Below are 13870 nucleotides of genomic sequence, written 5' to 3' on the forward strand. Positions count from 1 at the left end.
TAGTTTAGTGGTTAAGCACCGCTGATAGCCATTACGAACCTGTTTCTGGATCTGATTTTTTCTCAAATCATTGGTAAAACTGGATTTGGAGGTTTGTCAAACTGAGTCTGCCTGCGAAAATAGAAGAGAACGGACAATATATATCCAAATATCTAAATCCTTGAATGTTATTAAGGAGTGATTTACGATACCTGTACTGAGATCCGTCAAATTTACTTCTTATGGAGTCCTGTATGGCGACCCTGTTCAAACGATTCAGTTTGATGTTACTTATGAGTTCCTGTGTGTTGCGCGCAGGTATTTCTGCTGAGGAAGTAAAGCCGGAAAAATTAACTTACGAAGAGCATATTCGCCCGATCTTCCGCGCCCATTGTTTTGACTGCCACGGCGCCGTTGAAGAAATGCAGGGGGGCCTCGATTTACGTCTGGTCCGTTTCATGACCAAAGGGGGAGAATCGGGTGAAGCGATCATTCCAGGGAAACCGGATGAGAGTTATCTGATTGAACGCATTGAAAGTGGCGATATGCCACCTGGCGAGGCACGGGTGCCTCAGGATCAGATCGAAACGCTGAAACGCTGGATCACCGCAGGAGCGAAAACGGCTCGACCGGAACCAGATACCATTGAACCAGGATTGGGAATCACACCCGAAGAACGGGCCTACTGGGCGTTCCAGCCTGTAAAGAGGCCAGCGGTTTCAGAGGAATTGAAAAGCCGTCAGGGAGTGCGTTCGCCCATCGATGCTTTACTTTTAAAAGCAATGCCGGAAGGGCTGGCATTTTCTCCCGACGCCGAAAAACTGACACAGATCAAGCGCGCCAGTTTCGATCTGCTGGGCCTGCCTCCCAGTCCCGAACAGATTCGCCGAGTCATGGCTGATCAGTCGGTCGGCTGGTATGAAACTTATCTGGATGAACTGTTACAGTCGCCTCACTATGGCGAACGCTGGGCGCGTCACTGGCTGGATGTCGCCGGCTATGCAGACTCCGAAGGTTATACGGTCAATGATGTGGTGCGACCCTGGGCCTGGAAGTACCGCGACTATGTAATTCGATCTCTGAATGCCAATAAACCTTTCGATCAATTCATCCAGGAACAGCTTGCCGGGGATGAATTAGCCGGAAAGCGTGAAGGCGATCTGACGGAAAAACAGATTGCACTGCTGACGGCGACCGGTTTTTTACGCATGGCCGCCGATGGTACGGGGAGTGGCAGTAATACACCTGAAGCCCGCAATCAGGTGATTGCGGATACAATGAAAATTGTCAGCAGTTCTTTGATGGGGGTCAGTGTCGCTTGTGCACAATGCCACGACCACCGCTATGACCCGATTCCGCAATCGGATTACTTCGCGATGCGGGCCATCTTTGAACCGGCGTTTGACTGGCAGAAGTGGCAGACACCACCACAACGGCAAGTTTCACTTTACACAGCCGCTGATCGGGCGAAAGCAGCTGAAATTGAAGCCGAAGTTCAGAAAGTCGTTGCTAAGAAAAGTGAAAAGCAGGCAGCGTATATGGCGGAAGCCCTGGAGACGGAGCTGAAGAAATATGAGCAGCCTTTGCGGGATCAGCTCAAAGCGGCTTACCAGACAGCCGCGGATAAAAGAACTCCTGAGCAGAAAGAACTGCTTAAGAAAAACCCGAGCGTGAATATTTCACCGGGCGTGTTGTATCAGTATCTGCCTAAAGCTGCAGAAGAATTGAAGGAATTTGATAAACAGATTGCCGACATCAGAAGTAAAAAACCGGTAGAAGAGTTTTTGCGCGTGGCCGTAGAGCCTGCTAATCATCTACCCGTCACAAAGCTGTTTTATCGTGGTGATTACCGTCAACCCAAACAGGTGGTTGAGCCTGCAGGATTGACAGTGGTCGCACCAGAAGGGGAACGCAGGAAATTCCCGGTGAATGACGATACTCTGCCTACGTCCGGACGACGTCTGGCCTTCGCTCGCTGGCTGACGAACGGAGAACATCCGCTGGTCGCACGTGTGCTGGTAAACCGGATCTGGTTACATCACTTTGGCCGGGCGATTGTCAGCACGCCGGGGGAATTCGGCAAGCTGGGTTCGACTCCCACGCATCCGGAATTACTCGACTGGCTGGCTTCAGAATTCATGCAGCAGGGATGGGATCTCAAGCAACTGCATCGAACGATCATGCTGTCGACCGCGTACCGCCAGGCAGGTGCCTCTGATCCGAGTAAGGAATCCATCGACCCGGAAAATAATTACTACTGGCGGAAACCCATTGTCCGTCTCGAGGCGGAAACGCTGCGGGATCGGATGCTGGCCGTTTCCGGTGTACTCGATCCACAGCTGTTTGGTGCCCCGGTAGGAATAAAAGAGGACGACTTCGGTCAGGTTGTGGTCTCCGGCGATCAGCTTCGTCGCAGTCTGTATATTCAGGCCCGCCGCAGTCAGCCGGTGGGAATGCTGCAGACCTTTGATGCGCCGGTAATGGAGATCAACTGTGAGCGGCGTTCCAGTTCGACTGTCGCCACGCAGTCCCTGATGCTGATGAACGGCAGTTTTATCCTTTCTCAATCTGCGAAGCTGGCAGAACGTCTGTCGCGGGAAGCACCCGAACTCAAACCCGATCTGCTGGCATCACTGCCTGAACTGCCACCAACTGCCAGGCCGGTGTGGAGTTACGGTTATGGTAAACTGGATGAATCGACAGCGCCGCAGCTTACTTTTACTGCGCTTCCGCATTGGACCGGTTCCAGCTGGCAGGGCGGTCCCCAGCTTCCGGATCCTGCTCTGGGCTGGGTGACGTTGAATGCGGGAGGCGGTCACCCTGCCAGTCAGTATGTTGCCATCCGTCGCTGGACAGCGCCTGTATCGGGGACTTTGTCAGTCAGCGGAAAATTACAGCATGGCAGTGAGCACGGGAATGGCGTGCGGGCACTGGTACTTTCCAGTCGATCCGGTCTCGCTGGCCAGTGGGCTGGTAAGAATCAGTCAGTCGATACAACCGTCAGTTCACTCGCCGTTCAACAGGGGGATACGATCGATTTTATTACGGATTGTAAACAGAACGATGTCGGCTTCGATTCCTTCTCCTGGGGTGTTAAGTTGTCGCTGAAAAACGAGCAGGGGGGAGTGCAGAAGTGGGATTCAGCCGCTGAGTTTCGGGGACCGGAACCAGAGCAGAAAAGTCTGCCTGCCCAGGCCGCTTATGCATTTGAACTGGCTCTCTGTCGTCAACCGACGCCGGACGAACTGCTGCTGGTGACCCGTTTTATCAACAACCAGATGGTTTATCTGCAACAGCACCCGGAACAGCTTCCCAAAGACGTCACGCCCGGCAGACAGGTCATTACGAATTTGTGCCAGGCATTGATGAGTTCCAATGAATTCTTATATGTCGATTAATATTAGTCGATTAATATTACATGTGATGTGCGGTTTGACTGATGCCCATTCTCGAAAGCATTCGAGTTCCTTCTTTCTGGTATTTAACAGATGACACAATTTAGCAGACGACAGTTTTTAGCAGAAAACGCAATGGGAATTGGGACTGTTGCGCTGGCCTGGCTGCTTCAACAGGATCAACTCCTGGCGCGTCCCAAGAATATTCCCATCAAGCAGCCTCATTTCGATCTGACTCCTAAAGCTGCCCAGTTTGCACCGCAGGCCAAAGCCATGATCTCGCTGTTTCAACATGGCGGTCCGGCGCATATGGATCTGACCGATCCCAAGCCGGAGTTGACCAAATATAGCGGGACCGATTTTAAAGGCGATATCCAATACAGCTTCGTGCAGCAGGCCAGTAAAAAACTGCTGGGGAGTCCGTGGAAATTTCAGAAACATGGGGAATGTGGGACCGAACTTTCGGAACTACTGCCTCACCTGGCAGAAATCGTGGACGACATCTGTGTGGTTCGTTCGATGCATACCGGCGCCAATGGTCACGAAGTCTCGATCCGATATTTTCATGGCGGGATTCCCGGAGTGCTGGGGCGTCCTAATCTGGGGTCCTGGCTGGTGTATGGATTAGGTTCAGAATCTCAAAATCTGCCGGCTTATATGGTGTTGACCGATCCGGGGGGATTGCCCGTGGACGGCGTCACAAACTGGTCAAACGGATTTATGCCGTCATTGTTTCAAGGGACCGTGTTGCGACCCAGGGAGCCACGAATTCTGAATCTGGATGCGCCGGCACATCTGCAGGGCTCTCTGCAGCAGCAGAATCTGGAACTGTTGCAGACACTCAATAAGCGACATTACGAGCAGCATCCGCACGAATCGGATCTGGAAGCGCGAATCTCCAGCTATGAACTGGCAGCGCGGATGCAGACCTCTGCCCGCGAAGCATTGGATCTCTCTCAGGAAACCAAAGCGACGCAGGAGATGTATGGTCTGGATGATCCCAAAACAAAAGAATACGGAACCAGGTGCCTGATCGCCCGCCGCCTGGTGGAACGCGGGGTGCGATTCGTACAACTGTTCCTTGGAGGTCAACCCTGGGACAATCACAGCAATATTTCAACCGGACTGCCGGCCATTTGTCATCGGACAGATCAACCGTCCGCTGCCTTGGTAAAAGACCTGAAACAGCGGGGCATGCTGGATTCGACGCTGGTACACTGGGGAGGTGAAATCGGGCGATTGCCTGTGACGCAGAACCATGGTGATGCCAAGAGTGCAGGCCGCGACCATAACGGCCAGGGTTTCAGTATCTGGTTGGCCGGTGGCGGAATCAAAGGGGGGATGACCTTTGGGAAAACCGATGAGTTCGGGCATAAGGCGGTCGAAAATGTGGTGACCCCCAACGACTTCCAGGCTACCATCATGCGGTTGTTTGGTCTCGATTATCAGCAACTGCTCTATCACCACAATGGCCAGGAACAGATTATTACCAATGGTCGTCCCGCGCGGATTGTTTCGGACATTTTGTCGTAGTTGGATGTGATCAGTACTGTCTGCGCGTTGTACCTGATAAACTGTATGCGGTCTGGTGGGGACAGGTCCGTTTGTAGTACCCCTGGTTTTAAAGTCATTGATCTTCTGGTTGCCTGGAGTGATGCTCACACAGCAGGGGCCCGGAGGAAGTGATGGAGCGACTCGAATCGACTTAGATATGAATTTCAAAATCCGACAGCGAGAACCGGAATTGATGGATCAGCCCGGTTTGTCTGCAGGCGAGCATGGTCGCGCCCTGGCGGGGCTGGGACGCATCAACTGGTGGAGTCGCAGTGATGCCATCGTATGGCCGGCCGTTCTGGAATCAGCCCGACGTCGCGCTGGGAAACCTTTGCAGATACTGGATATTGCCAGTGGTGGCGGAGATGTCGCGCTGAGTATTGCTGCCCGCGCAGAACGCGCGGGAATTCCTGTTGAGATTGATGGCTGTGATATCAGCCCTTTCGCTATCAGCTACGCCACTCAGCAGGCCGCAGCCCGGGGACTGGAGCAGGTGCGTTTTTTTGAATGCGACGTGCTCACACAATCGCTGGATAAACAATATGACGTGGTCATGTGCTCGTTATTCCTGCATCATCTCGATGAGGAGCCTGCTCAGCAGCTTCTCAAAATCATGGCAGAGTCGAGCAGAGAACTGATACTGGTGAATGATTTATGCCGGTCGCGCGCCGGTTATTGTCTGGCGTGGACTGCCTGTCGTTTATTGACTCGTTCACCAGTGGTGCATGCGGATGGCCCGCTTTCGGTCGCGGGTGCGTTTACGGTGAATGAAATTACCGAACTGGCGAGACAGGCCGGCTTGAGTGGATTTCAGGTCACGCGTCACTGGCCTCAACGCTGGTTACTGAAGTGGAGTCGGAAATGACTCTGACCAGTTCTCTGAACCGGGAAACTGCCTGCGGGCAAAGTTGGGATGTCATCGTGATTGGCGCGGGGCCGGCGGGAGCGGTGGCAGCCCGTCAGCTGGCACTACAGAAGTTGCGGACACTGTTGATCGAACGTAAAACATTTCCCCGCTACAAAGTCTGTGGCTGCTGTCTGAATCAGCGGGCGATCAATGCCTTGCAACAGATCGGTCTGGGACAGTTACTGGAATCTGCGGGGGCTGTGCCGTTAACTCAGTTTCGCATGCAATACCAGGGACGAAAAGCAGCCGTATCTTTACCGGGAGGACTGGCGATTTCTCGCGAAGTCTTCGACACACTTCTGGTTCAGTCAGCGATCGATGCAGGTGCTGCGTATCTTCAGGAGACTTCCGCGACAATTGTCGACAGTGCAGAAAAACGATCTTCCCGAACAGTGGAACTCAATTTTCAGGGACACACAGCCGGTTCAGTGTCTGCCAAAATTGTGCTGGCAGCAGATGGGCTGGGGCATCCCAGTCTGCAGAATTGTGCGGGGTTTGACATGCAGGTTGCCTCTGATTCTCGAATAGGCGTCGGTGCTGCGTTTGTTGTCAAAAATCAGTCATCCTATCCGGCTGGTTTGATTCACATGGCGATACACAAATCCGGATATGTGGGACTGGTGCGTGTTGAGGGAGATCTCCTGAATCTGGCTGCTGCCATTGACCGGGATTTTATGAAACAGTGTGCCGGGCCTGCAGACGCGGTATTGCAGATCCTGAGAGCCTCTGAATCTCCCTTGTTGCCTGAAATGACCGAGAGCAATTTTAAGGGAACATTGCCCGTCACCCGTAAAACTCTGCGACCGGTGGGTAACCGGTTGTTTATACTGGGAGATGCGGCCGGCTATCTGGAACCGTTTACCGGAGAAGGGATGGCGAATGCGATCACGGAAGGAATGGCTGTCGCGCAACTGGTGCCGCAAGGATTACGCCATTGGGATTCCGCGCTGGAACAAAAATGGTTAAAGGCCCACTATGCATTGACGGAGGGGCGTTTGTTCTGGTGCCGCTGGCTGGCGCGGTTATTGCGTTCTCCTGCCGCTGTGGGTTGGGGACTGCGACTGTTTCACCTGTTTCCCGGAATGGCCCGGCCGATTGTCGCCCGCTTGAATCATTGAAAAATTATGACAGTAATTAAAGAGTATTTATGAGTTTTGAAATATTGGGAATTGGTACCACAAATCCAGAGCATTCGATTCAGCAGTCGGAGGCAGCTGTTCACGCGCAGTCGCTTTCGTGTCATGCCGAATCAACAGAACAGCAGCGACGTCTGCTGCCTGTACTCTATCGCAGGGCGGGAGTGAAAACACGACACAGCGTTGTTCTGGAAAACAGTTCGGGTGAGGAAGCGGTCAGACAGACGTTTTATCAGCCCGCCGATTCTCCCGTTGATCTGGGACCTGCGACATCGACACGCATGCAGGAATATGAGAAACATGCGGCTGAGCTGGCAATCACTGCTGTGCGAGAAGCATTGGACTCAGCGAATGTCAATCCCGCCGAAGTGACTCAACTGGTGACCGTTTCCTGCAGTGGATTCAGTGCCCCGGGTTTTGATCTGCAGGTGTTGAAGCAGCCTGGTTTTTCTCCTGATGTTTCGCGGACACACATCGGTTTTATGGGATGCCATGGCGCATTGAACGGTCTGCGTGTGGCGAAGTCATTTACCGATAACGATCCGGAGGCCTGTGTGGTCGTCTGTGCGGTTGAGCTTTGCAGTCTGCATCAGCAGTATGGCTGGTGTCCTGATAAAATTGTGGCCAACGCCCTGTTTGCAGACGGCGCTGCCGCTGTTGTGGGGAAACAGTCACAAAGCAGTTCCAGCGATCATTGGAAATTAGTTGCCTCCGGTTCGACGGTTGTCCCGGATTCGGAAGAGATGATGAGCTGGCGGATTGGAGACCACGGATTTGAAATGACACTGTCTCCACTGATACCGGATCTGATCAAGTCCCGGTTACGCCCCTGGCTGGAGAACTGGCTGGCCGGACAGGGAACGAGTATTGAAGAAATCCGGAGCTGGGCCATTCATCCAGGCGGCCCAAGGATACTGACTGCGGTGTCAGAAGCAGTCGGGTTTGACGAAGAAAAACTGGTACCTTCCCGCGCGATCCTTGCCGAGTTTGGAAACATGTCGTCACCAACGGTGCTCTTTATTTTGCAGCGTTTGCAGGCAACTCGGACAGCGCGTCCCTGTGTGATGCTGGGCTTTGGTCCCGGTCTGACGATTGAAGCGGCTCTGGTGAAATAATGCCGGACCGACAGCACAACCGTATTTACAGCGGCTTGCGGGCAATAAAGCATCCATACTGCATTGCCCCCGTTTCATAGGCTTGCAAAATGGTCTCGAAACGGTCCAGAAACAGGACCGTGTTTCGATCGATAAGTCGTGCCAGCCAGCGGACGCCGGTTTTTTGAACGCGCTGCCGGCAGATTTCCCAGGTCGGCGCGACGCGATTCGTCCAGTTGTGATACGCCTCGAATTCCAGCCCGGCATTTTCCATCCAGGACTGATAGTCTGTGGCGTTTCCCAGGGAAGGGCAGAAAAAACCTTCACAGACATCGTAAACCTGCTGTCGCGCTTCTTCTGTTTCCAGTTGATCACCCGCCAGCCACGCACAGATCGCCATACTGCCACCAGGTCGCAACCAGCTGGCTGCCTTGTTGAAAAAGGCCCGCTTATCAAACAGGTGCTCTGTACATTCAATACTCCAGACGTAGTCAAAAGATGCATCTGGAAAATCAGCTGTTTCCGCATCCTGACAGAGGAATTGTGTCCGCTGCCGCTGACCCCGCCAGTGTGCTTCCAGCGCAGCCCAGCGGCGCTGAACCGGGCTGAGAGTGATACCGGTCACCTGGCAGCCGAAGGTCTTGGCCAGATGTATTGACGAGCCCCCCATACCACAGCCGACATCCAGCAGATCTGCATCAGGCTGGACCCCCAGCAGTTCCGCGAGTGTTTCGGTTAACTGTTGCTGGGCGACGGCAGAAGATTTTCCATAATCAATCTGACTGGTTGACGGGGCATCAGGCTCTGCCCACAAACCATGATGAATGTGGCGTCCCCAGAGCAGGCGATAAAACAGCGTTGTCAGATTGTAATGACTGCGAATGACTTCCTTTTGGACAGTCGGGCAACTGATCATGAGGTCAGGCTCAAGTGGTTTAACAAAAACGTTGTTTCATAACTGGATATGTTATCGATTAGATTCTCATGTGCAAATAATATTCTGCTGCCCTGCTCATTTTCAAATGAGATCAAGGGTCGTGGCAATAACATAAATTCATTGCTTAACTAATTTTCTATAGTGGGTTTATGAATATATATCAGTCTGCTAAATGAAACTTATTTATTGACATTCGAGATTCGCATCTGTATGCTTTTATATATATTATATATAGAGATAGCGCTATTTTAGTATGCCCCCCATGAAACCTTCCCACCTCAATCAGAATCGACATGAACACATTGCATAACACTGCTTCGAGACGTCTGTTCGTTTTCTGCCTCCCGGTTGTGATTCTTCTGAGCTGTTTTGCAGGCGTTACTAACGCGGAAGAAAAAAACACCCCGGTCAGTTTCGTCAATGATGTGGTGCCTGTATTGACCAAGGCAGGGTGCAACATGGGGGTCTGCCATGCCAAAGCAGGAGGAGGGCAGAATGGTTTTCAGCTGTCCCTGCTGGGATTTGAGCCGCTGGATGACTATGAAAGTCTGGTCAAGGAAGCGCAGGGGCGTCGTCTGTTTCCTTCGGTTCCATCCAAAAGCCTGCTGCTCACCAAAGCATCAAATGAAAATCCACACGGGGGCGGAATCCGTCTGCCTAAGGATTCTGAAGGTTATCGGGTAATCCGCCGCTGGATTGAAGAAGGTGCCCGCTATTCAACCGGAAAAGAACCGACGCTGGAATCAGTGGAAGTTCAGCCGGAACGTGGCGTGGTGAATATGGGTGAGACGCAACAGCTGAAGGCGATCGCAAAATATTCGGATGGAAGTATCCGCGACGTCACTGAGGTGGCCTTGTATGAGTCGAATATCAACTCGATGGCAGAAGCAACCGAGGAAGGGGTTGTCAAAGTTCATGATATCCCGGGAAAAGTGGCTGTGATGGTTCGCTACCAGGGTAAGATTGCGGTCTTCACAGCGGCAATTCCTCTGGGAGCACCGATTCAGGAAGTACCCTCCGAAAAGAACATGATAGACCGTCATGTGTTTGCCAACTTGAAAGAGTTGGGAATTCCCCCATCACCGGTCTGTGATGATCAGACTTTCTTGCGTCGCGTGACCCTTGATATTTGTGGTCGTTTTCCGACACAGGAAGAAACCGAAACGTTTCTGGCGAGTAAGGATCCCAAAAAACGGGATGAAGTTGTGGAACGTCTGCTGCGGAGTCCCAACTATGCAGACTACTTTGCCTCCAAGTGGACGCCGCTGCTGAAGAACCGCCGCGATGCAGCCAACGATATCACTTCTAACTTCGCATTCCATGCCTGGATTCGAGACAGTCTGCTGGCGAATGTCCCCTATGATCAACTGGTTCGCGAACTGCTGGGAGCAACCGGAACCGTCGTGAGCAATCCGCCTGTTGCCTGGTACAAACGCGTCAAAGATCCCAAGGATCAACTGGAAGATATTGCCCAGCTGTTTCTGGGAGTGCGGATGCAATGTGCTCAATGCCATCATCATCCCTTTGAACGCTGGAGTCAGGACGATTATTACAGTCTGTCCGCATTTTTCTCTCAGATTGGTCGTAAGCCGACCGGGACTCAGGGAGAAGACCTGATATTTCATAAACGCGGTATCGCACAGGCAAAGAATGTGAAATCGGGCGAGATGCTCAAGCCGGTGGCGTTGGGCGATGATATCGGCGAGATTTCTCCCGATGAAGACCCCCGTCTGCGTTTAGGCAACTGGATGAGTTCCAAAGACAATCCCTTTTTTGCCAAAGCGCTGGTGAACCGCTACTGGAAACATTTTTTCAAGCGGGCTCTGATTGAGCCGGAAGATGATATCCGGGATACGAATCCCCCTTCCAATCCGGAACTGATGGCTGCATTGGAAGAACATTTCATCCAGTCAGGCTTTGATCTGAAGCAACTGATCAAGCTGATTACTCAGTCGCATACCTATCAACTGAGTTCGATGCCGAACGAATACAATTTGCAGGATCGCCAGAATTATTCGCGATTCTATCCGCGTCGTCTGCAGGCGGAAGTGCTGCTGGACTCGGTCGATCAACTGGCTGGTTCGACCACGGCGTTTGCCAATTTACCACCGGGAACGCGTGCGATTGCCTTGCCCGATAACAGCTATACCAACGCTTCGGCTTTCCTGAAGGTCTTTGGCCGTCCCAACAGTGCCAGCGTCTGTGAATGCGAGCGGGTGCAATCATCCAGTCTGGCGCAGAGTCTGCATCTGATTAACTCCTCGGAGATGAAGTCCAAACTGGCCACGGCTAACGGGCGGGCTGCTGAATTAGCCAAAATGAAAGATAAGACTGTAGAAGAAAAAGTGAATGCGTTGTATCTGATTGCGTTTGCACGCAGGCCTCAGCCTGAAGAATTACAGACTGCAGTGCAGTTTCTGACGACACCGGCTGCTGATGCAAAGGCAAAACCGGATGCAAAGAAAACGCCGACTTCCAAAGATTATCAGGACCTGATCTGGGCCCTGATGAATACGAAAGAGTTTTTGTTTAATCATTAATGAATGGTGGCGCATAATAGTCATCCTGCTCTGAAGCAGTATCTCTCACTATCATCGAGTTCGAAACCAATACAGTAGAGGCCGGGAAACATGAAATACATTCGATTGCAGTTCTCACTTGTGATGGGGGTCTGCCTGGCAGTGAGTTGTCTGGTTTCAGCGACAGCACAGGCACAACTGGTCTGTCTGCCTGCACCCCGGTTATTGACGACCATGCCGATGGGCGGTCAGGTCGGGACCACCTTTGAACTGACGATCACCGGTGAAGATATCGATGATGCCGATGAACTCAGCTTCTCACACCCGGATATTACTGCCACCCCAACACTGGGAAAAGACGGCCTGCCGGTTCCCAACAAATATACTGTGACCATCGGCAAAGACTGTCCCGTTGGAGTTCACGAAGCACGCGTCATGACGCGCCTCGGTGTTTCTTCCAGTCGAGCGTTTAATGTTGGACGCCTGCCTGAAGCTTCACAGACCGCCGCAAATACCACACTGGAAACGGCAAAGAAACTCGAACTGAATTCGATCTGCAATGCAGTGATGTCTCGCCAGAAAATCGATTACTACACTTTCGAAGCCGGTAAGGATCAACGGGTGATTGTTGACTGCGCCGCGAAAGGCATCGACTCCAAACTCAATCCGGTGGTGATCATTGCCGATGAGCGTGGCATGGACCTGGTTGTAGAACGTCGCGGAGGGATGCTTGATTTTAAAGTTCCTGAAACAGGGAAATACGTGATTAAGGTGCACGGTTTGACCTATGATGGCGGTCCTTATCATTTTTATCGACTCGCAGTCAAGAACGTGGCCCGGGATGAGTTTGTGCCCCGGATGCCATCCATTAAAAAGGTCAGCGCGTTCTCCTGGCCACCCGCAGGGCTCACAAATGAAATGCTCAAGCCGGAAGTAGAACCGAATAATGCACGTGCGAAAGCACAAAAAATTACTCTGCCTTGCGATATCAGTGGCAGTTTCTTTCCCGCTGCAGACGTTGATACATTTGAGTTTACCGCTAAAAAAGGTGAAGTCTGGTGGGTCGAAGTTGCTTCGGAGCGCCTGGGCCGCCCGACCGATCCTTCCATTGTCGTGCAGCATGTCAGTGGATCCGGTTCCGAAGTCAAAGTTACGGATCTGGTTGAACTGAGCGACATTCCCAGTCCGGTGAAGGTTTCCAGCAATGGATATTCTTACAATGGCCCTCCTTATAATGCCGGCTCCTCAGATATTATCGGGAAAGTCGAGATTAAGCAGGATGGAGTGCATCATCTGCAGATCCGGGATCTGTTTGGCGGGACACGCAATGATGCAAAAAATATTTATCGACTGATCATCCGCAAAGCGGCTCCCGATTTTGCGCTGGTCGGTTGGGCTCTGCATATGAACCTGCGGAACGGTGACCGGAATGCCCTGTCCAAACCCATTGCCCTGCGGGGGGGAGCCACGATGCCTCTCGAAGTGGTTGTGGTCAGACGTGATGGTTTTGACGGAGAAATTGAATTGTTTATGGAAAACCTGCCAGAGGGAGTTACTGCAACCGGACTGAAGATCGGTAAAGGAAAGTCACGGGGCACGATGCTGATTACTGCAGCAGAAGGAGCTCCCCGTGGTTTAACCAGTGCGAAATTCTTCGGACGGGCGACCATCAATGACCAGGTCGTGACGCGACCCTGTACTCTGGCATCCATGCAGTGGCCGGTGAAAAATGCCTGGAGTGAAGTACCCAGTCCGCGTTTGATGGCTGATGTACCTGTTTCCGTAAGTACGTCGGAACAGGCACCGATCACGATTGCTTCTGCAGAAGAGAAAGTCTGGGAAGTGACAGCCGGTGAAAAGCTGACCATTCCGCTCAAGCATGTTCGCCGCAGTGAATTCTCGGGTGCCAATATTACTTTAAAGACATATGGAGAAGGCTTTGATAGGAATAAAGTCTTTGATGCTCCTTTAAAAGAGGATGCCTCTGAAGCAGTTCTGGATCTGGCAACCTTGAAAACCCCTCCGGGAGAATACAATATTGCTTTCGGAGGCTATGCGGTGGTGAAATATCGAGAAAACCCGAATGCTGTTGCCCTGGCTGAAACAGAACTGAAACAGGCGCAACAGGAAGCGACTGCCCTGGCAGCGGAAGCAGAGGAATTGCAGAAAAAGGGTGATGCTGCTGCAAAAGAAGCGGCTGCAAAAGCAAAAACAGCACAGGCTGCAGTGGCAAAAGCCGATAAACAGTTAAAGCAGGCGACCGCAAAAGCCAAGCCCAAAGACATTGTCGATATTATCTTTTCCAAGCCGATTACCATTCGAGTCAACCCAGCTAAGAAGGCAAAATAG

Annotated in this window: 8 protein-coding genes; 7 read left to right on the forward strand and 1 reads right to left on the reverse strand. The window is 52.1% G+C overall.

From position 1 onward, the window contains the following. Positions 1 to 233 precede the first annotated feature (233 nt). The 5 genes from GmarT_RS08640 (at position 234) to GmarT_RS08660 (ending at position 8086) form a co-directional block, all read left to right on the forward strand. A complete protein-coding gene (locus GmarT_RS08640; protein WP_002644799.1) occupies positions 234 to 3377 on the forward strand; it encodes a PSD1 and planctomycete cytochrome C domain-containing protein in 3144 nt (1047 codons plus the stop codon). A gap of 90 nt (positions 3378 to 3467) precedes the next feature. After that, positions 3468 to 4907: a DUF1501 domain-containing protein gene (locus tag GmarT_RS08645; RefSeq protein ID WP_044236718.1), complete on the forward strand. Its 1440-nt coding sequence runs from the start codon at positions 3468 to 3470 to the stop codon at positions 4905 to 4907. 121 nt (positions 4908 to 5028) lie between these two features. Beyond that, positions 5029 to 5793, forward strand: a complete 765-nt coding sequence (locus tag GmarT_RS08650; protein WP_002644797.1) for a methyltransferase domain-containing protein — start codon at positions 5029 to 5031, stop codon at positions 5791 to 5793. Beyond that, positions 5790 to 6953, forward strand: coding sequence for an NAD(P)/FAD-dependent oxidoreductase (locus tag GmarT_RS08655; RefSeq protein WP_002644796.1), 1164 nt, complete (start codon positions 5790 to 5792; stop codon positions 6951 to 6953). Before GmarT_RS08650 ends, GmarT_RS08655 begins: the two co-directional genes overlap by 4 nt. A 29-nt stretch (positions 6954 to 6982) precedes the next feature. Then, positions 6983 to 8086: a type III polyketide synthase gene (locus tag GmarT_RS08660; RefSeq protein WP_002644795.1), complete on the forward strand. Its 1104-nt coding sequence runs from the start codon at positions 6983 to 6985 to the stop codon at positions 8084 to 8086. A gap of 25 nt (positions 8087 to 8111) precedes the next feature. On the opposite strand, the gene GmarT_RS08665 is transcribed toward GmarT_RS08660, so the two are convergent. Next, complete coding sequence (locus GmarT_RS08665) at positions 8112 to 8981, reverse strand: class I SAM-dependent methyltransferase (RefSeq protein ID WP_002644794.1); 870 nt, start codon at positions 8979 to 8981, stop codon at positions 8112 to 8114. A 314-nt stretch (positions 8982 to 9295) separates the two neighbouring features. Between GmarT_RS08665 and GmarT_RS08670 the strand changes: the two genes are divergently transcribed. After that, positions 9296 to 11542, forward strand: a complete 2247-nt coding sequence (locus tag GmarT_RS08670; RefSeq protein ID WP_002644793.1) for a DUF1549 and DUF1553 domain-containing protein — start codon at positions 9296 to 9298, stop codon at positions 11540 to 11542. Between the two features lie 90 nt (positions 11543 to 11632). Beyond that, positions 11633 to 13870 carry a hypothetical protein gene (locus GmarT_RS08675; protein ID WP_002644792.1) on the forward strand — a complete coding sequence of 746 codons (2238 nt, stop codon included), beginning with the start codon at positions 11633 to 11635 and terminating at the stop codon, positions 13868 to 13870.

Origin of the sequence: Gimesia maris (assembly GCF_008298035.1) — a bacterium.
Lineage (GTDB): Bacteria > Planctomycetota > Planctomycetia > Planctomycetales > Planctomycetaceae > Gimesia > Gimesia maris.

Excerpts from the sequence above, each read along its gene's own strand:
- GmarT_RS08675 (WP_002644792.1), top strand. The coding sequence starts at position 11,633 with ATGAAATACATTCGATTGCAGTTCTCACTTGTGATGGGGGTCTGCCTG.
- GmarT_RS08665 (WP_002644794.1), bottom strand. The coding sequence starts at position 8,981 with ATGATCAGTTGCCCGACTGTCCAAAAGGAAGTCATTCGCAGTCATTAC.
- GmarT_RS08655 (WP_002644796.1), top strand. The coding sequence starts at position 5,790 with ATGACTCTGACCAGTTCTCTGAACCGGGAAACTGCCTGCGGGCAAAGT.
- GmarT_RS08640 (WP_002644799.1), top strand. The coding sequence starts at position 234 with ATGGCGACCCTGTTCAAACGATTCAGTTTGATGTTACTTATGAGTTCC.
- GmarT_RS08645 (WP_044236718.1), top strand. The coding sequence starts at position 3,468 with ATGACACAATTTAGCAGACGACAGTTTTTAGCAGAAAACGCAATGGGA.
- GmarT_RS08650 (WP_002644797.1), top strand. The coding sequence starts at position 5,029 with ATGCTCACACAGCAGGGGCCCGGAGGAAGTGATGGAGCGACTCGAATC.
- GmarT_RS08670 (WP_002644793.1), top strand. The coding sequence starts at position 9,296 with ATGAACACATTGCATAACACTGCTTCGAGACGTCTGTTCGTTTTCTGC.
- GmarT_RS08660 (WP_002644795.1), top strand. The coding sequence starts at position 6,983 with ATGAGTTTTGAAATATTGGGAATTGGTACCACAAATCCAGAGCATTCG.